General features: G+C 48.6%; 16 protein-coding genes. 8 read left to right on the top strand and 8 right to left on the bottom strand.

The genetic code is table 11. From position 1 onward, the window contains the following. Positions 1-2: 2 nt before the first annotated feature. The 8 genes from NT073_RS13545 to NT073_RS13510 form a co-directional block, all read right to left on the bottom strand. Positions 3-1,607, bottom strand: coding sequence for a LamG-like jellyroll fold domain-containing protein (locus NT073_RS13545; protein WP_297374227.1), 1,605 nt, complete (start codon positions 1,605-1,607; stop codon positions 3-5). A gap of 92 nt (positions 1,608-1,699) precedes the next feature. Further along, positions 1,700-2,608 carry a hypothetical protein gene (locus tag NT073_RS13540; RefSeq protein ID WP_297374224.1) on the bottom strand — a complete coding sequence of 303 codons (909 nt, stop codon included), beginning with the start codon at positions 2,606-2,608 and terminating at the stop codon, positions 1,700-1,702. Positions 2,609-2,618: 10 nt separating this feature from the next. After that, positions 2,619-4,838 carry a serine/threonine-protein kinase gene (locus NT073_RS13535; protein WP_297374222.1) on the bottom strand — a complete coding sequence of 740 codons (2,220 nt, stop codon included), beginning with the start codon at positions 4,836-4,838 and terminating at the stop codon, positions 2,619-2,621. A 33-nt stretch (positions 4,839-4,871) separates the two neighbouring features. Next, a complete protein-coding gene (locus tag NT073_RS13530; RefSeq protein ID WP_297374219.1) occupies positions 4,872-5,657 on the bottom strand; it encodes a caspase family protein in 786 nt (261 codons plus the stop codon). Further along, on the bottom strand, positions 5,647-6,468 hold the full coding sequence (locus NT073_RS13525; protein WP_297374216.1) for a protein phosphatase 2C domain-containing protein: 822 nt from the start codon (positions 6,466-6,468) through the stop codon (positions 5,647-5,649). Before NT073_RS13525 ends, NT073_RS13530 begins: the two co-directional genes overlap by 11 nt. Before the next feature lie 3 nt (positions 6,469-6,471). Then, positions 6,472-7,074, bottom strand: coding sequence for an FHA domain-containing protein (locus NT073_RS13520; protein WP_297374214.1), 603 nt, complete (start codon positions 7,072-7,074; stop codon positions 6,472-6,474). A gap of 5 nt (positions 7,075-7,079) precedes the next feature. Beyond that, positions 7,080-8,057 carry a hypothetical protein gene (locus NT073_RS13515; RefSeq protein WP_297374211.1) on the bottom strand — a complete coding sequence of 326 codons (978 nt, stop codon included), beginning with the start codon at positions 8,055-8,057 and terminating at the stop codon, positions 7,080-7,082. Positions 8,058-8,137: 80 nt separating this feature from the next. Further along, a complete protein-coding gene (locus NT073_RS13510; RefSeq protein WP_297374208.1) occupies positions 8,138-8,932 on the bottom strand; it encodes an FHA domain-containing protein in 795 nt (264 codons plus the stop codon). A gap of 672 nt (positions 8,933-9,604) precedes the next feature. Here NT073_RS13510 and NT073_RS13505 point away from each other — a divergent pair. The 8 genes from NT073_RS13505 to NT073_RS13470 all read left to right on the top strand — a co-directional run bounded on the left by NT073_RS13505 (position 9,605) and on the right by NT073_RS13470 (position 18,007). Continuing rightward, entirely contained in the window at positions 9,605-11,557 is a 1,953-nt protein-coding gene (locus NT073_RS13505) for a KUP/HAK/KT family potassium transporter (RefSeq protein WP_297374205.1), read from the top strand. Positions 11,558-11,559: 2 nt separating this feature from the next. Beyond that, a complete protein-coding gene (locus tag NT073_RS13500; RefSeq protein ID WP_297374202.1) occupies positions 11,560-12,621 on the top strand; it encodes an NAD-dependent epimerase/dehydratase family protein in 1,062 nt (353 codons plus the stop codon). Between the two features lie 576 nt (positions 12,622-13,197). Next, a complete protein-coding gene (locus tag NT073_RS13495) occupies positions 13,198-13,578 on the top strand; it encodes a helix-turn-helix transcriptional regulator (protein WP_297374199.1) in 381 nt (126 codons plus the stop codon). Between the two features lie 205 nt (positions 13,579-13,783). Then, on the top strand, positions 13,784-13,966 hold the full coding sequence (locus NT073_RS13490) for a hypothetical protein (protein WP_297374197.1): 183 nt from the start codon (positions 13,784-13,786) through the stop codon (positions 13,964-13,966). Positions 13,967-14,247: 281 nt separating this feature from the next. Then, positions 14,248-14,421 (top strand): hypothetical protein, encoded by a 174-nt coding sequence (locus tag NT073_RS13485; protein WP_297374193.1) that lies wholly within the window; start codon positions 14,248-14,250, stop codon positions 14,419-14,421. Between the two features lie 116 nt (positions 14,422-14,537). Next, positions 14,538-15,218: a hypothetical protein gene (locus tag NT073_RS13480; protein ID WP_297374190.1), complete on the top strand. Its 681-nt coding sequence runs from the start codon at positions 14,538-14,540 to the stop codon at positions 15,216-15,218. Further along, a complete protein-coding gene (locus NT073_RS13475) occupies positions 15,215-15,724 on the top strand; it encodes a hypothetical protein (protein ID WP_297374187.1) in 510 nt (169 codons plus the stop codon). Before NT073_RS13480 ends, NT073_RS13475 begins: the two co-directional genes overlap by 4 nt. A 102-nt stretch (positions 15,725-15,826) precedes the next feature. Next, positions 15,827-18,007: a peptidase domain-containing ABC transporter gene (locus NT073_RS13470; protein WP_297374185.1), complete on the top strand. Its 2,181-nt coding sequence runs from the start codon at positions 15,827-15,829 to the stop codon at positions 18,005-18,007. Positions 18,008-18,142 lie beyond the last annotated feature (135 nt).

Here is an 18,142-nt window from a genome sequence, read left to right as displayed (position 1 = left end):
GTTTACTGTTTAAATAACGTTTCAACTTCGGCGTCCGTAATTGCCCGTTTGTAAATACGAATGTCGTCCATAGCACCCTTAAAATACCACGGAAGCGACTGATACTGTGCACCAAACTTAAGCTCCCCACCGGGACATTTGTCGATTGTGGTGGCGGGAAAATCATCCTTCCTGAAGACGAGAACGTTGTTAAAGTACATTCGCGCCGACCGGCCGCTGTAGGTAAATACCAGGTGATACCAGGTATTCAGGACGATCGGACTGGTAAACTCCAGATCCTGCCAGCCCTTTCCACCTTCGCAATTGCTATTTTGTTTAATATCCGTCATGAACGTATAAGCAGGACCTCTGTCATTTTCCAGCTTAATCAAGGAGCTATAGGTCTGGGGCAGGCCATCGCTGAAGCGGGATTTATTGTAAATCTGCATTCGTCCGTTGATGCTTGCTATGGCTTCCGGCTTAATCCACAAACTAACGGTCATAGCATCCGGATTCAGCGTGTTATTGTCATCCATGTAGAAATAATCGCCCGAGCCATCGAGTAGAATAGCCGAATTTGCCCGCCCTTTACGATCCGTTGTAAAGGTGGCATTATCAACCAGTTTCACGTGGTTATTGTAGCCACTAACATCCTGAAGCGATTTATCATTGAACGATACGGAGGCAATTAAATCCAGGGATACAGGATCGGCCTGGGTTGTAAAGGACAGAATAGGGCCATAGATTATTTCGCCGGATGACAGTCTGGCATACGCCCGATAATAGTATGTTTTGCTGGGCGTCAGATCATTAAGTGTAATGACTATAGGATTCCCTACTGACGGGCTGGCAACTTTGGCAGCCGGACTGTTCACATCCGGTGTACTGGTAGTAGAGGAGTAGTAGATACCAAACTCATAGGCTGCCGGATTACCAAGGTTTGATACAATGAAATTAATCCCAGCCGTTGTAATACCTACACTCGCAGTGCCGTTTACAGCCACCACCGGATTCTGCCCGGTCTGGAATGTTTGTACCGTACTATAACCAATTATCCCAGCGGAGTTCACCGCAAAACTTCGTACGTAATACAGTGTATTTGGCTGAAGCCCCGTTAGCGAAACCGACAACGCGGTATTGAGTGGAGCTGTAGTTGTGAACGACTGCGTTGGATCTGCATCGACTTCCGGTGATTGTTTGACAGTTGAATAACATACCCCATACCGAATAATTGGTGCGTTGCCATTGGATGTTATGGACATTCCTGCTACTGCTGTGGTGGCCGAATATGCAGTAATAGCCTGCAACGTTACTGTGGGCTTCACCGCATCGCTTACCGTAACAACCTGCTGAAGTGTGGTTTCAAGACCGCAGGTGTTTGTCAGGGTAGTCTTCACGGTATACGTACCATTGGCTGGATACGTGTACTTAGTCGTTAGGCCGGTAGTGGTGGCAGTAGAGCCATTGCCAAAATCCCAAACCACTTTATCGATGGTACCACTGCCGCCACTGATTGAAAAATCCACAATTCGCTGTTGAGGTTGGGCATTGAGCGTGCCCGATGGTTTAACACACTCGCGCTGCGACTTTTTAGTTGGTAAGTCCCACGGGTTGCAACTTAAAATCATTACTCCGCTACAACAGGCGAGCAGAAAGCAAAGTATACATGTAAATAAGCGATTCATTACGGGTAAGAAGTTTGTATGGTATGAATAGGATTTTAAAACGTGTAACCAACGGCCAGGCCCCACGACTGCGACGACGACCTCCATTGCAATGCGCTGGTACGCGGCTTAGTCTTGTGAAGCAACAGGTACAATTCCGCGACGGTGGCTATGGCGGCCACACCAACGCAGGCCTTAAACAAGCCGTTTTTCTGTTGGGCTGCTTCGGCGGCACTGTAGGCCTCGTTGTACTGCCGATAGGCATTTGGGTCGGCAATGATGCCGCTACCCGTAGGGTCGGCCGTTTGGCTGATCTGATTGAGGGCGCTGAATTTCGAGTTGTAATCATTCCTGAGAAGCAGGGCATAGGCCCCGGCACCAACCGCTACCAGACCCGTTACTACTTTTGGAACAACTGATGGCTTTAAAATTTTGTCGATCGTTTGAATCTGAAGACGAATCGTCTCCCGCCGGGTGGGCAAAGCGGTGTAGCTGAGCGCTTTCGTATAGCTATCTCTGGCTGCACGATACTTATTCTGGTTGAAAAGTTGGTTACCTTCACGCTCGTAATGGTCTGCAAACTGCTCCTTAGTGATGCGGTCCTCAGGGTTTAAATTCAAAAGTTGATTCAGAAAGTTGAGCGCTTCAGCTATTTTCTTTTGCCCAAAGGCATCATCGGCCTGCTTACGTAAAGCTAGTCCGGTCGTACATTCCTGTATTTGCTCTTTGGCGTAGGTGTCGTTTTCAAAGCCCGGTACTTCGAGGCAGTTTTGATACTGTCGGCGGGCTTCTAAATACTTGCCTTCTTTAAATAAATCATCCCCTCTTTTTCGGTAGCGGTCATATTCCTCGTCGACAACAATGGTTTTGGCCGTCTCACGGCTTCCGCCCATCACTCGCCGGGAAGGCATCAGAAAAACAGTCAGCAACAACAGCAGGATGAACGGGTGTATTAGTTTATGCATAGAATTGATTTTACTGGTTTGTGGATTGTTTAATTTTTCGTCTGACTTCTTCGGTGTCTTTCAAGGCTTGTGCTACCAAGTACCAACCTTTAGCACCATCGAATTCTTCTCGATCAAAATAACTTTTGCCTTTACCCAGCACAAATGTGTAGACTCCATCGGCTTTGGCAGTACTTAGTTCATTTTCTTTCGCGAATGACTGCGCTTTGTTGAAGGTCGATATGGCCTTTGCTTTATTATTCCCACCTATGGCTTTGACTCCTTCTTCAATGAGTTGATCGTACGTCTCCTGTTGTAGTTGCTTTTCTTTCAGCCGTTTGCTGTTGGCATCTTCAGTAGTTTTGGCTTCATCGGGTTTAGTCTCTTCAGGCGCAGACTGTCTGGGAGATTCGGTTGGTGGCGTCACCGGGGCAATTTGCGGATTTGTAGATACGGCTTTCTTCGCGTCGATGGCGGCTTTATACAGTGAAGCCACATCTTTTCGGGAGGGGTCAAGCAGTAAGGCACTGTTAGTCAGTTCGATTACCCGATCATAGTCTTTGCGATGGTAAGCCAGCCTGGCTTTGGCATAAGCAACATCTATACGGGTAGCCAGTAACTCTTTTGTCTCACCAGGCATGGGTTCTATTGCACCTGTTTGCGAACGCTCTGGTGAAGATTCCGTTTTAGTAACAGCACCCGGTCCAATACCCGCGACCGATACACTGTGTGGCTTTTCAGAGTGGCCTGTTTTTGCGCTAAATGGGTTGATGTACCAAACCAGCGCAGCCACCACGATAGCTGCTGGAACGACAGCCGTCCACGGAAAAGTCCGCCCCGGTACTTGTGTACTTACAACAGGCGGCAAAACAGGTACTGGTGGTGCGGCTTCCCACTGAGCAGATGGAGTCGCTGCCCGTTGTAATTGTGCGTAGGTCTCGACAGTTGGTTTGTGTTTGGCAACCGGCAGATTGATGACGGGTGAGCCCGGCTCGTCAAACACATCGGTACGCTCCTCTACATACGCATCGGTCAACTCAGGTTCCTCAGTTTTCGGTTGAGGCTTTGCCTGAGGTCTCAACTGCTCGATGCAAAAGGCTAACCCGCGAATGGCCGCTTCATGCGTTGGCTCACTGCCCAACACTTGTTCGTAGCAGCTTTTAGCCGGTTCAAAAAGCTGTTGTGCAACCAGCCGTTCGGCTTCGTCGAGCAACTCCTTAATTTTCTGTTCCTGAATCGCTTTTCTACTTTGCTCAATCCCGCTCAGTGCTTCGGCATTCTGTTCACGTTTGGCAAGTATCTGGTCAAATAGATAAATGGCCTCTTCGTACCGTTGTTCGTTAAGCAGCGCGCGCGCATCGGCCAGTTGTTGCGGAATAGAATCCAGCAAGTCCAGTAATTCGGCCTCTTTGCGAACCCGTTCGTGAATATCCCGTACTAAACACCGGCGAATCATGGCCTGGTACGGTTCGGCAATCTGGTCAAGGCGGGCGGGTAGCTGAACGGTAATAATTTTCTTTTCGATCTCCCGCCGAACAGACTGCTCACTGCTGTTGCGCAGGTCGGACCGAAATGGTTTTTCGCCCGTCATTAGCTCGTACAGAATGACGCCAAAAGCCCATAAGTCGAGGTTGAAACTCACCCGACTCCCTTCAATCTGCTCTGGGGCTTTGTAGGATGGCGTACCGCGTCCATCGCTCAGGTCGAAATCCGAGCTATCCAGTTCATCGTCGCTCACCAGTTTACTAAGACCGAAATCAGCAATTTTCGGAATAAACCGCCCGGCATTATCACGCGATATCAGGATGTTCGCCGGTTTAAAATCACGGTGAACAATCCGGTTTTTGTGCAGATGCTGAAGCCCCAGCAAAATGCCTTTCGTGATGTCGTACTTTTGGGTGGGTGTGAGGGGTTCCCGTCGTAATAAGTCAGCCAGATTGCCATCGGGATAGTACTTCATGATCGCAAAATCGCTGACGCTGGTATCTGTCTCAAGTCGGTAACAGGCATCATATCGGGCTATGTTAGCCTGCCGGGGCACTCGCTTGGCCAGTTCAACTTCGGCTCGAAGGGATTTCGTGTCGTTCCCCTTGAACTCGCTGATCTTTATGGCTACCCACTCCGTTTCCAGCTGATCTTCGACTTTTATTACTCTGCCATATGAGCCACTACCCAACAAAGCCCCATCATCATTGGGGCGAATTGGGTAGCGTTTCTTAAAGTCCTGAAAGGTCGTAAACGGTTGATTCATCGCGTTCGGTTAAAGTTCATTTACAGATTTTCGTCAACGATAGGCCAATGGCAGGCTATCCGAAAAACGCCCGTAAAACATGGGCGTTTGCCGTCCCTGCGTTCGCTTTTTCAGCTGCGGAGATACGTATTGATGTAATTCTTTAATGGTGACAATACCATTTCCGTCAAGGTCGGCCTTACCAGACAGGCCCCGCAGCAAGAAATACGTAAAGGCCCCACCCGCCAGCCGACTATCCTCAACGGCCAATTGGGTCGACCGGCTGGCCAACAGCATGGCTACGTTACTGCGGTCCGTCTGGCTTGGGGTAACGATCTGTTGGGTTTCGCGCTGGGTTGTCAGCTTCCGGGTCATACCGCCCGAGAGGCAGGCATCAGCAATGCATAATTTTGTTTTCGCGCCGGAGCGGTAAAAGGCAGTTTTTATATCCCGGTATGTGAGTAAGCCATCGGGCTTGCCGGGCTCAACGTCGTAGGGGACAAAACTGTCTGGCATACCGTGTCCCGAAAAATAAAGAATGATTCGATCCGCTTCCGTAGCCTGCTGAAACACAGCAAGCTGCAGCTCAATAGCGGCCTGCGTAGCCTGGCGATTCGTCAGCAACCGAATATTGGAAGCGGGTACGCTCCCACCCGATTTACTTTGTAAGAAAGCCGCAAACTGACGGGCATCCCGATCGGCAAACCGCAAATCGCCGGTTGCATAAGACAGCGCTTTGTAGTCGGAAATTCCAACAACAACGGCATAGGTTTGCCCGGCAAACGCCCGTTGCTGAGCAGGCAGTAACAAACTCAACCCCAGGAGTAAATTAGTCAGCATAATTTGTGACGGTATGGATAGGCTGCGCCGAATCGGTGTGAGTTACATAACTAATACCGATCAGATAACCGGAGTAATTATCTTTCGAGTGCGCACTACAGAGGGCCTGCAATGACTCCGACTTGGCTTGGTCGGGCATGTTGCTGGCCAGTACGGTTTCCAGAATATACGTATCGACGGCTTCGAGAACGCCATCGGTGCACATAAAGAAATAGTCGCCCGCCTGAACATCGGTAAGTGTAACGATATCGGCTATCAGTTTTACCGGCTCACCTTCCTTATCCGTCACACTTGCCATGACTGCCCGGCTCAGCCGATTTCGCCAGGGGTGCGTTAGGGCTTGCGTGGCCGTGATGATACCGGCCTCCACCATATCGTTGACCTGTCGGTGATCTTTGGTCTGAAAAATCACCTGACCTGCCCGCAGCTGATACACCCGGCTATCACCAATATGACAGATGGTAACACCCTGTTGGTGCAGTTGCAGCAACGCCAGCGTTGATCCCATCCGGCTAAGCAAAGGGTTCTCTATCAGATAAGTACGATAAGCCTCGTAAGCTCGGTTGAGTATGACCTGTATGTGGGCAGCATCCAGCGTTGGATTGCCCATCGTTACAACATAGTCTGCTACGGCCTCACAGAGCAGCTTACTGGCTACTTCCCCCTTGTCGGCCCCGCCCATTCCGTCACAAACGACAAAAAGCTCTGTTTGCTCAGTCGCCTTGTCGACATCTGGATACAGGTAATCCTGGTTATTGGTCCGTTGGCCGAGGTGCGAAAAAGCCATTGGAAATGTTCGATAGATTTTCATACGTTATTGGGTACGGTCGGGGTTGAAATCCAGCTCGACTTTGTAAGTGTCGAGCATGGCTGAAGGAATCACATAATGCGACAGGCGAAAGCTATCAACGCCACCGAGGGTAACGATTCCTTCATTTTCCACATCAACAATTTCTGTCTTCTGCAAGGGTGTAGCGTTCAGCTTCGTCCCGTTCAGGCTATATTGATGCGTTTTCCCATCATTATCTATGGCCCCATCCTGCAAGTGGTAGCGTAACTGACCGGTCCATTTATCGAACGCGACAGTTAGGGTGCTGTGTCGGCGGCTGATGAAACAGCGGCCATTATGCATAAACCGATCTAACTGAACGGTGCATGAATCCGACGTACCAATAACATTTCGTCCAAATTGGAGTGAATAAATCAGTTGAGAATCGCCCAAGTAAGTTAGCTGCCCAAAAGCGGGCAAGCCACGCACAATGTTCTCGTCATACTGAAAACCAGCAGACAAGGTATTGATGGCCCCGCAACCAAGGTGCGAGCACACAATTGAGCCGCGTTCGGTGTCGGCAGCACGAACCATAATTCGACGGCCACACTGCCGACAGTTGATCAGTGTTGTTTTAAATACGCTCATGCCTGTTACTCGTCCATGTCGTGTACATCTCCATCGTTGACGTAGGTATCGTCGGGCTCATGGGAATCGGCCAGATACACGGTGTCGTCATCCCCTTCGGTTTCATTCAGGAGATGGTCGTCTGCGGGGGCTGCGGGTGCAGGTGTAGGATCAACCAGCTCTGGCTCAAGGATTGAATCGACCACTTCTTTGCCCATACTGGCTTCCAGCCCTTGGCTAAACTGATCGTTGCTCAACACAAATGGTTTGTCAATCCTTTCAATTTCTACCAGTTCGCCGTTCAATGAGTCAAAGCGCATGATTGTATCCAGACCATCATCACCACGGGCATCAACAATCCGGTAGGTATACCCATCGGCCCCTTCCATCACCAGCGTATCAATAACGCCATCCTGGTCGAAATCGAGCCCCATAACGCGTTGGCCATTTAAGTGTCCTTCAATAATGGTTGGCTCTGCGGCTTCGGTTGAGGAATGTGTCGCGGGAGCACCTGCCACTGTCTGTCTGTAAGGCCTAACGGGCAGTTCCTCTTGTGTAATCATTTCCGTGAATTCCTGACGTTGTTCCAGAGAAAGGCTGCTCCACTCTTCTTTCTCGAAGGTATTGTACCAGCGTCCGTGCCAGCTGAAAACCCCACCTACGCCCACTTCTTTACGAGCCGTTTCAAAGGCCTGCTCGAAAGACATGGTGTCGCCTACTTTACCGGATGCGTCGATATCCGTCGGTAAAGCAACTGGTTGAGTTGAGGTACTGGCTCCGTTGGTGGATCCTGCTGGATCTGAATCAGTTGGACTAGTCGTATCAATAGACTTCCCTGGCCCTCTTGTTATGGCCCAGGCCGCCCCGCCCATCAATAAGGTAGCGGAGGAGATGGCCAGTAATTTTTTCTGGTTGGTGCTAAGACCTGACTTGGCGGGTGTGGTAGCTTGTGGCATGGAATAAGCGTCCGTTGGTGAATCGGTTGAATTAGAAAGCTGTGACATGGTCGATAGAAACTATGTGTTGAAAGTTGCCGGTATATCTGCTCCGGCCAAAAAAGGTGAGTCGGAAAGGCAATTTTTTTTTAGCTGACCCAGATTGCCTGACAACGGCGGCAAGTCTTTTGTGCGGCCAGAAGGTCCCAATCGCGTGTACCGAATGGATCGCGGCAGGCCGGATTCGGACACCTGTACACGTCACGGTACTCCCTATCGATTATTTCCAGTTTCTCGTCGGTCGACAGCAGCGTAGAGCTGAGCGTAGGGATGAGCACACTCAGCCCCGCCCCCGACATAATCTGAATAAAGGGCAACGCACCTCCGCCAGTAGACAGCACGGCACTTATGCCCACGATGGAGGAAAGTATAACGCTACCCGTTCGAATCATTTTCTCCCGGTTGCGGCAATCCCGACGTAGCCGGGGGTATTGCTCATAAACCAGTTTCAACGCTGTGAAAGAAGAAGTGAAATCGAGCGGCTGTGCTGCTACTGTTGATTTGGCTGGTGGCCGGGGAGCTTCCGGGGTGACAACGGGCTGCGGCTGCGCTTTGGCAAGTGGCCGGACGGCCTTGTCAGCCAACAAAGCGATTAGTTGCTGACAGATCATCTCTGTTTCGGCAAGTCGAATCAGGTCCTGCTCACCCACTACCTTTCGGGTAACTCTCAGGCCATTAACGTAAGAGCCGTTTTTACTGTGAAGATCTTCAAGAATGAACGTTGAGGGCGTACAATAAATCAATCGGGCATGATGCCCACTAATTTTACTATCTGAAAGAACAAGCTGATTATCAGCAGCTCGGCCTATCGAATAGGATGGCAGGTGACTTAACTCGTCAATAAATTGTTCGAGTCTATTCTCACTTAACGATAAGGGTGGCATGGAGTAAGTAACGGGTACTACTTAGCAATATATAGTATGGATAACTTTTAATATAAATATTTCTTATTTATTTTTTTATCGGTATGAAAACACAACTAAAAAGCAACACTTAATTAGCTTTTGAAAAAGGAATGCATACAAATTATAACATTTCATTATATACATTTTAACTATTCTTCCGTTGGCACATTGCCATAGTAGGCTGTCGGCAACCTTATGTGAGAGTAAGCGCACGGGTGCTGAGCCGGGCCTGCAGCAGCAAAAAGAGATGGCCCGCTTACCAAACGAGCCATCTGCCAAACACACCTAATTAAACAAACCCCATAGAGCCTGTTCTATAAAACAGTCTACTTACGTCGCTTTCCATAATTCGGTTTTACTTAACTGCATTTTTTAGGGCAATCGGGCTGTATAAAAGCACATTCTTCAATCAATTCACAAAATGGCAGACTTGCATTTTTCGTTTGTATATGGGGTGCTGAAATTCGGTTAGCTATTCGTTACACTGCACCTTGTTCGGTCCTCAGTATTATAAAAATTACCTTTTTCAACACATTACCCAGATACTGTCTGGTGCTAACTTTTAGCTAAAAAACAGCAAAGAAGGCAAACATCGGTTATCTTTGCGCCGTTTTGACCCGCTCGTAAGGCAAGAAGGCGTAAGCCTATTTTATGGAAGATAAGAAACATTTGGACACCGTTACGGCCGCTGGCTTGCTGGTGGCAATGGGTATCATCTACGGCGATATCGGTACATCGCCATTATACACACTTCGGGCTATTATTGGAGCCGAAAATGTGATTCGACCGGATGTGGTTCGTGGCGCACTCTCCTGCGTTCTCTGGACATTAACCCTCCAGACAACCGTCAAATATGTGGTCCTGATCCTTAGGGCCGACAACCGGGGAGAAGGTGGCATATTTGCTTTATATGCACTCGTTCGGCGACATGCCCGCTGGCTTACGCTACCGGCCATTATTGGGGGGGCCGCTCTGCTCGCCGATGGGATTATTACACCGCCTATCTCCGTTTCGTCGGCAGTTGAGGGATTACGACTTCTCTATCCTGCTATTACCCCTACGGAGATCATTGAGATTGTCATTGCTATTCTCACGATACTCTTCCTAATTCAGGCCTTTGGGACCAATGTGGTGGGTACCGCTTTTGGACCTATCATGCTGGTATGGTTTGTTATGCTGGGTACGCTCGGTGCCATTCAGATTGCGCATGATCCGGGTATTCTGGCGGCCGCAAACCCTTATTACGCCTGGTGGCTTCTGTCCGAATATCCGGGTGGTTTCTGGTTACTTGGCTCCGTTTTCCTGTGTACAACCGGTGCCGAAGCGCTGTATTCCGACATGGGCCACTGCGGCCGGTCTAATATCCGGGTAAGCTGGGTATTCGTAAAGTCCTGCCTGATTCTCAACTATTTTGGACAGGGTGCCTGGCTGATTAGTCAGCAGGGACAAGTTCTCAACGACCGTATTCCGTTTTACGAAGTTATGCCTTCCTGGTTCTTGACCATCGGGATCGTCATAGCTACAGCCGCCACCGTTATTGCCAGTCAGGCACTCATCAGCGGCTCATTTACACTCATCAGTGAGGCCATTCGGCTCAATTTCTGGCCTAAAGTACAACTTCGCTACCCAAGTGTTCAGAAAGGACAACTGTATGTACCAAGCGTAAATATGCTGCTTTGGGCAGGTTGTGTAGGCGTGGTACTGTACTTCCGCGAATCGTCGAACATGGAAGCCGCTTACGGGCTGGCGATCACCCTAACCATGCTCATGACTACTCTGCTGATGTCGTATTATCTGTACACGCACAAGTACCAGGCCTGGTGGGTTGTCCTGTTCCTGACGGTTTATCTGGGCATTGAAGGCTCCTTTCTGGTTGCCAACCTGATCAAGTTCCCGCACGGCGGCTGGGTATCGGTCATGATTGGAGCTACCATTGCCGGGGTGATGTACATCTGGCTACAGGCCTTCCAGATCAAACTTCGCCTGACGGAGTACGTCCGCATCGACCAGTACACCCAGGCGATCAAAGAACTTAGCCGGGACATTAGTATCCCGAAATACGCTACGCACATCGTCTTCATGAGTAACGCGGCCCGGCAGTCGGAAATCGAGTCGAAAATCATCTATTCCATCTTTCAGAAACGTCCCAAACGCGCCGATATCTATTGGTTCGTCCACGTCGATACGACCGATGACCCGTACACGATGGAATATAAAGTCAACACCATTGCGCCCGACGATGCCTATAAAGTGACGTTCAAACTTGGTTTCCGGGTCGAACAGCGCATTAACCTGTTCTTCCGGAAAGTGATTGAAGACATGGTAAAAAACAAGGAGGTGGACATTACGAGCCGCTACGAATCGCTGAGTCGGCAGAATGTTATTGGCGACTTCCGTTTCGTGGTGCTGGAGAAATTCCTATCGTTTGAAAATGAACTTCCCGTTCGGGAGCGGTTCATCATGAACCTGTACTTCACCATTAAAGGATTCACGACGCCGGAAGACCGCTGGTTTGGTCTGGACAGCAGTTCGGTAAAAGTCGAGAAAGTACCCCTCGTTATTCGCCCGGTCGAAAACGTGCAGTTAAAACGCATCACATCTTAATCATGAAAATTCTCATTACCGGCGGTGCCGGATTCGTTGGTGCATCGCTCGCCATTTCGCTCAAACAGAATTACCCGCAGTACCAGATTTTTGCGCTTGACAATCTCAAACGTCGCGGTTCCGAACTAAGCCTGGCCCGTCTGAAAGCCGCAGGTATCGAGTTTCTGCACGGCGATATTCGCAATAAAGAAGATTTTGACGCGCTACCCGCCGTCGATACTGTGATTGAGGCCTCCGCAGAGCCTTCAGTACTGGCGGGTCTGGACGGTACGCCCGACTACCTCATCAACACGAACCTCTTCGGTACGGTTAACTGCCTGAATTACACGCTGAAGCATAAGGCTAACTTCATCTTCCTGTCGACGAGCCGCGTGTATCCGATCAAAACCATCGAAACCCTCAATTTCGAGGAGGCCGACACGCGTTTTGTACTAACAGACGATCAACCCGTGCCGGGTGTATCCTCAAAAGGCATTGCCGAGAATTTTCCGCTCGACGGTGCCCGGTCGCTTTATGGCACAACTAAACTAGCTTCGGAGCTGCTGATTCAGGAGTACAACGAGTTTTACGGACTGAAAACGGTCATTAACCGTTGCGGTGTGATCACCGGTCCGTGGCAAATGGGTAAGGTCGATCAGGGTGTGATGGTGCTCTGGATTGCCAAGCACTTCTTCGAACAGCAACTGGCGTATATTGGGTACGGTGGTACCGGCAAACAAACCCGCGACATGCTCCACATCGCCGACCTTTATCGGCTAATCGACTGGGAATTACACCATTTAGACGCTGTTGATGGTAAGATTCTGAATGCGGGTGGTGGTGTAGAAAGCAGTGCCTCCCTCCAGGAGCTGACCAAAATCTGTCAGGAAATAACGGGTAAAACGATCCCGATTAACCAAGTTGCCGAAAACCGGGCCGCCGACATTCGCCTGTATATCACTGACAATACCAACGTCACGAATCTAACGGGCTGGAAACCAGAGCTGGGCATCCGCGAAATAGTCACCGATATACATGAATGGCTTAAAGAAAACCGAGCGGCCCTGGAGCCGATATTGAGCTAACGAAAAAGGGCCTGAGTTTAAACTCAGGCCCTTTTTCGTTAGCTCAATATCGGCTCTGTTAATTTATCAGAAGTAGATTCAATTTATTTCCACATGTTCGCATTGCACCTCTCAAAATTCCCTTCTCCCACCGTTCGATTACCGCTCTGAGCAATAGACTAGATGGCGCTAAGTCACACAAAGGTCATAGTTCACTAGTTCTATAACGTGCAAAATAGCAATGACAAAAATAAACTTTATTTAATTTTTTGAATACAAAATTTTTATAGTTTAGCAGCCAATCCGCTACCAGTTCTAACATTCCAAATTACCATACTGTATGTATGTATGTCTTTACTTGCCTTATGCCACCGTCGTTCAATCCTATTAAAAATTGCTGCAGCTACAGACAAAGCTGCGTTGAACTGGCGAACACCCTCAGTAAATGCATCGCTTCTTAAGGAGCAGATCTTAGACCAACAGCCAGGCTTCGTGCTTATAACAAACGAAAACCTCGGAGACGCTGCCCTATTCACCACCATAAGATCGACTTGTCCGCAGACATTAATTGTTGTTTGCCTGACCCTGGAACCAGTCATGGACAATCACTTGTGGGCAATCCTGGACAATCTGGAGTTCGACGTGCTTTGTTCGCTCGATGAACTAACCGACTGCCTGCTTACGCTAAAAGCTGGTCGTTTTTATCAATCTTCTTTGTTGGAAACGCACTCCGGTTATCAGGCGAAAGAACCCCTACCTGGCTGGCACGAACTGACACCCAGTGAGCGACGTGTACTCAAACTGACTACGGATGAAAAAACCGGCCCACAGATTGCGGCTATTCTGTTTATCAGCGAAAAAACCGTAAACAACCACAAGGCCAAAATCTCTCAGAAACTAGCCATTAGTGGCGGCCCCGGTAGCCTGACCCGCTTTGTCCTTACGCACCGGAAACAGCTACTGGCCCTGCTGGAATAAAGCCCTTTTTAGGATTATACAGGTAAGTTATGGGTAATCTTACCTATATAAAAATGAGCAAGGTTACCCATTTAAAATAGGTAACCTTGCTCATGCATGGGACCGTTTCATCCTCCACTTTTGTTTCGTTGACGCGCAACAAAGGCGGATGCCGAAAAGCCTGAAAAAGAGTAGGTAAAGAATAATTTCTTCAAAACTATTAAACATGAAAAAACTTACGATAGAAGAGGTTACTTTCTCGAGAGTTAAGGGTGGCGACAATTGGGGAGATACCGTTACCGCAGCTTGTACAATTTCATCCGCATTAAAGTGGGGATATGCTTTAGCTTATCTACCAGTCACATCATTCTGTGTAGGTTGGGGCGTATCAAAATTGCTTTATAAATAGTATAAAATTTACGTTCCATTTCAAAAAATCAATGCAATGAGCAAATTAATTTTAGAGAGAATGGAGAGCATTCAAGGCGGCAAAATAACACCAAATTGGGCCGACTGCACTGTACTTACCATAGCTGCTGGTGCTACATTAATATGGGCCACTCCTATGATGGGTCTTATGGTTGGAGGTATGGCTGTCGGCTGTTGGAATAAAATGCATTAGGGTGATAAGAGGATGTAAGAACGATATAAGTTTTTGCATCCTCTTCTAAACAACTAAACTAACTTCTCATGCCAAAACTAAAAACAATTAGGATCTTTTCCGGCCTTATTTTGGCTACATATTTTTTAATAGATTATTTAAAAAATGATGGTCAAATGTCCACATTGAGCATCATTCTTATGATCGTTATTAGCCTTGCTAGTATTATAGCTGATTTATATTTTAACAAAAAGAAAGAATGACCACTACACTCATTGTCCTTCTCATAATCATTGCTGCTAGTATCGGGAATCGAGCCAGGAAAAAGAATAATCCGTTTTTAAAAAAAATGTCCGCCAAATAATCTTGAATTAAGAAGATGAACCTTTCCAACACCCTATCAATTGAGGATGTCGAAAAACGTCCTTCTTCAGAAAATGGCTGGCTGCTATTTAGCGTCATTACCGTGGTTAGCCTTCTACTTACCTTCGCAGGTCAACATCTGCTTTTTTCCGACGAGCTTTATTTCAACGCACTTGCGGAACAAATGACGTATGAGCAAATTCAGAAAACTATTGCTCAAAATCATGAATGGTCGTGGCTGGGTTACTGCATCATACCTCTCTTCAATCTGCTTAAATTTTCCCTTGTCACTTCCTGCATCAGCCTGGGTTATTACTTCGTAGCTGATCGGTGGGTGTTTAAATCCTTTTTCCGGGTGGTCGTTCAGGCAGAACTGGTGTTACTCTTTCCAGCGGTAGTGAAATTAATCTGGTTTCTGTTTGTGCAGCAGGACTATAGTCTTCAGGACTTGCAGTATTTCTATCCGCTTAGTATGCTCAATTTCTTCGAGCCAACCGCCATAGCCCCCTGGCTGGCGTATCCCTTACAACTTGGTAATCTGTTTGAACTGGCTTACTGGCTGGTACTGGCCTACGGCGTTTCACAAGTTATCGAAACACCTATGCCTAAAGCCTTTGGGCTGGTGGCGGCTTCATACGGGTCGGGCTTACTGGTTTGGGTTGTTTTTGTCATGTTCTTAACCGTTAGTCTATCATGAAAACGTACCTAAAATGGGGATTGCCTCTGTTGGTAGCTGGCCTGATTGCCTATCTAAGCTGGGAATTCACGACTAAGCTGCACCGCAAACAGGAAACCGCCGGACGAATCCAGACACTGCCAGCCTTCAACGCGTATACCATCAACCGTTCAGCCATAAACCAAGCGGCCCTAGGCAATCGCCCGGCGGTACTTATCTACTTCGACCCCGATTGCGACCACTGCCAACGCGAAGCCGATGAACTTCGCCGAAAGGCATCTTCACTAAGCTCCGCCCGGGTCATTATGCTTTCGTCGGCACCGTTACCCGCTCTGGCCACGTTTGCCAGGGTGCATCAACTCAATGGACTGCCCACAGTGCAGGTAGCCCACATGGATAGAAAAGCAGCCTATGAAACCTTCGGCTTTGCGGCTGTTCCTGACGTCCTCATCTACCATGCTGATGGTTCACTGGCCAAACGCTTCCGGGGCGAAACCAGTATCGAAGCCATTGCCCGTCATCTCTAACCAACACTATTTTTCCAGCCTCCCAACCACTATGGAACAGACGATTTTTGTTCTGCTGCTACTGTTTTGCCTACTGGTTCAGTTTGTTAACCATCCCATCGTATGAAATCCCACAAATACATCGAAAAAACGATCGTTCGGCAGCAGGGGCAGGCCGATTGCGGTGTTGCCTGCCTGGCTTCGCTGCTGGCGTATTACGGGGGATATAGTCGGTTGGAACGGTTACGGGAACTCAGCGGCACCGACCCACAGGGCACCTCGCTGCTGGGGCTTTATCAGGCAGCTTCGCAAATTGGATTCGATGCCGAGGGGATGGAAGCTGACTCCATTGAAAACCTAAAGACCGATATCAGCGAGCCGGTTATTCTGCACGTGATCATTGACAACGGACCAACCGGACAGCGACTCCAGCATTATATTGTCTGTTACGGCTGGGATGCCACCCGGCAACTATTCATCATAGGCGATCCTGCGCAGGGGTTACTTACCTATACAACCAGCGAATTAGCCAGCCTCTGGTCGTCACGAATACTATTGACCCTAACCCCCAATGCCACCTTACAGCGGCAGCAGGATGAACAAAAAGCCAAACGTCGCTGGTTGCTGAGCCTCATCAGCGACGACACGCCATTGCTGGCCATTTCGACCGGCTTAGGCATTATAACGGCCGGACTGTGCTTATCGACGGCCATTTTTTCACAAAAGCTCATCGACGACATTCTCCCCAAACACGAATCCAACCGACTGATGTTGGGATTATTACTGCTAACGTTTCTTTTGGTGGCGAGGGCTGTGGTCAGTTATTTACGGGATTTTCTGCTGAATCGGCAAAGCCGTGATTTCAACAATCGTATCATCAACAGATTTTATGAAGCCTTATTATACCTACCCAAGTCGTTTTTCGACAGCCGAAAAACCGGCGAACTCATTGCCCGGCTGAATGACACGGGCCGTATTCAGCGAGCCATTAGCCACCTCACGGGTACGGTGGTCATCAATGTACTCGTCGTGCTGGTATCGGCGGGATACCTGTTTACCTTTTCGGTGTGGATCGGACTGCTTAGTTTGCTCAGTATTCCGCTCTACGGTGGATTGGTTTGGCGATATCACCAGCGCATCATCGACGGGCAGCGACTGGTTATGGCGGCATCGGCCCATACTGAAAGTAATTATGTCGATACCATTCAGGGCATAGACGTGATCAAGGCAACAAATCGGGAAGCCTTTTTTAGCACGATTACGAAAGCGGTTTATGGTAATTTCCAGAATAAGGTCTATTCCCTGACAACCGTTGGCTTGCGTCTAAACTTGTCGGCCGAGTTGATCAGTATCTTGCTGATTGCCGGGTTACTGGCCGTTACCTCTTTTCTGGTTGTTGACAAGTCACTGCAATTGGGTGAGATGATGGCGATTTTAACGGTCGTAGGCAGCATTTTACCGGCTGTAGCCAGTCTGGCAATGACAAATCTTCAGATTCAGGAAGCCAATGTCGCCTTTGAGCGAATGTATGAATATGCTCATCTTAATCCCGAATATCCAAAAGCAACCCAAACAAGTGTGCCAAACTTTCGTTTTGAATCACTCACGATCGATGCCCTGAATTTTCGTTTTGCCGGACGGCCATTACTTCTGGAAAACATTTCGTTGTCTATTCAAAAAGGGGAAATGATTGCCCTGTTTGGCGAGAGTGGGCATGGAAAAAGTACATTGCTTCAATTGATCCAACGCTTTTACACACCTGAGTCCGGACAAATCATGGTGAATGGGACCGACTGGCATTCAATAGATACGGCTCTGTGGCGACAATCCATTGGCGTTGTTCCCCAACACATCAAGCTATTTAACGGCACCTTACTCGACAACATAGGCCTGGGTGATACGGCTACAGACGCGGAGCAAATTGTTAGCTTCTGCCAGGAGTTTGGCTTCGATCACTACTTCGAAACCTTTGCGCAGGGCTATCTAACCTTGCTGGGCGAGGAGGGCATCAATTTATCGGGAGGGCAGCGGCAACTGGTCGCGCTGGCGCGGGCTTTCTATCAAAAACCTCAGTTGTTGCTCCTCGATGAGCCAACGGCGGCTATGGATAAAAATACCGAGCAATTTGTCATGAATCTACTCCAGAATGTACGTCCGCAAATGGCCATTCTTCTGATTACGCATAAGCCGAGTCTGGCTCATTCGGCTAAACGGGTATACTCAATCGCAAACGGGCAATCCCAACGAATATATACAAATTACATGAACGAGAACTGGGCCGCGCTGGAGCCTATTTTGAAGTAAAGCATCGTACCAGATTTGATTGACCGCCCCCGATTCATAACCGAGTTGGGGGCTTTTTTATCTATTACAGCTTCCTGTCAAACTTATGGAAATTGTCGAGCAGAAACACAGTAAATGAATTATAATCTCTACTTA

Origin of the sequence: Spirosoma sp. (genome assembly GCF_026391055.1) — a bacterium.
In the GTDB taxonomy this organism is placed as follows: domain Bacteria; phylum Bacteroidota; class Bacteroidia; order Cytophagales; family Spirosomataceae; genus Spirosoma.
Note: the sequence above shows the minus strand (reverse complement) of the source record. Positions and strands in the feature narration are given on the sequence as shown.

Bases quoted from the DNA above. Each gene is read 5' to 3' on its own strand.
- NT073_RS13545 (WP_297374227.1), bottom strand. From the start codon at position 1,607: ATGATTTTAAGTTGCAACCCGTGGGACTTACCAACTAAAAAGTCGCAG.
- NT073_RS13540 (WP_297374224.1), bottom strand. From the start codon at position 2,608: ATGCATAAACTAATACACCCGTTCATCCTGCTGTTGTTGCTGACTGTT.
- NT073_RS13535 (WP_297374222.1), bottom strand. From the start codon at position 4,838: ATGAATCAACCGTTTACGACCTTTCAGGACTTTAAGAAACGCTACCCA.
- NT073_RS13530 (WP_297374219.1), bottom strand. From the start codon at position 5,657: ATGCTGACTAATTTACTCCTGGGGTTGAGTTTGTTACTGCCTGCTCAG.
- NT073_RS13525 (WP_297374216.1), bottom strand. From the start codon at position 6,468: ATGAAAATCTATCGAACATTTCCAATGGCTTTTTCGCACCTCGGCCAA.
- NT073_RS13520 (WP_297374214.1), bottom strand. From the start codon at position 7,074: ATGAGCGTATTTAAAACAACACTGATCAACTGTCGGCAGTGTGGCCGT.
- NT073_RS13515 (WP_297374211.1), bottom strand. From the start codon at position 8,057: ATGTCACAGCTTTCTAATTCAACCGATTCACCAACGGACGCTTATTCC.
- NT073_RS13510 (WP_297374208.1), bottom strand. From the start codon at position 8,932: ATGCCACCCTTATCGTTAAGTGAGAATAGACTCGAACAATTTATTGAC.
- NT073_RS13505 (WP_297374205.1), top strand. From the start codon at position 9,605: ATGGAAGATAAGAAACATTTGGACACCGTTACGGCCGCTGGCTTGCTG.
- NT073_RS13500 (WP_297374202.1), top strand. From the start codon at position 11,560: ATGAAAATTCTCATTACCGGCGGTGCCGGATTCGTTGGTGCATCGCTC.
- NT073_RS13495 (WP_297374199.1), top strand. From the start codon at position 13,198: ATGGACAATCACTTGTGGGCAATCCTGGACAATCTGGAGTTCGACGTG.
- NT073_RS13490 (WP_297374197.1), top strand. From the start codon at position 13,784: ATGAAAAAACTTACGATAGAAGAGGTTACTTTCTCGAGAGTTAAGGGT.
- NT073_RS13485 (WP_297374193.1), top strand. From the start codon at position 14,248: ATGCCAAAACTAAAAACAATTAGGATCTTTTCCGGCCTTATTTTGGCT.
- NT073_RS13480 (WP_297374190.1), top strand. From the start codon at position 14,538: ATGAACCTTTCCAACACCCTATCAATTGAGGATGTCGAAAAACGTCCT.
- NT073_RS13475 (WP_297374187.1), top strand. From the start codon at position 15,215: ATGAAAACGTACCTAAAATGGGGATTGCCTCTGTTGGTAGCTGGCCTG.
- NT073_RS13470 (WP_297374185.1), top strand. From the start codon at position 15,827: ATGAAATCCCACAAATACATCGAAAAAACGATCGTTCGGCAGCAGGGG.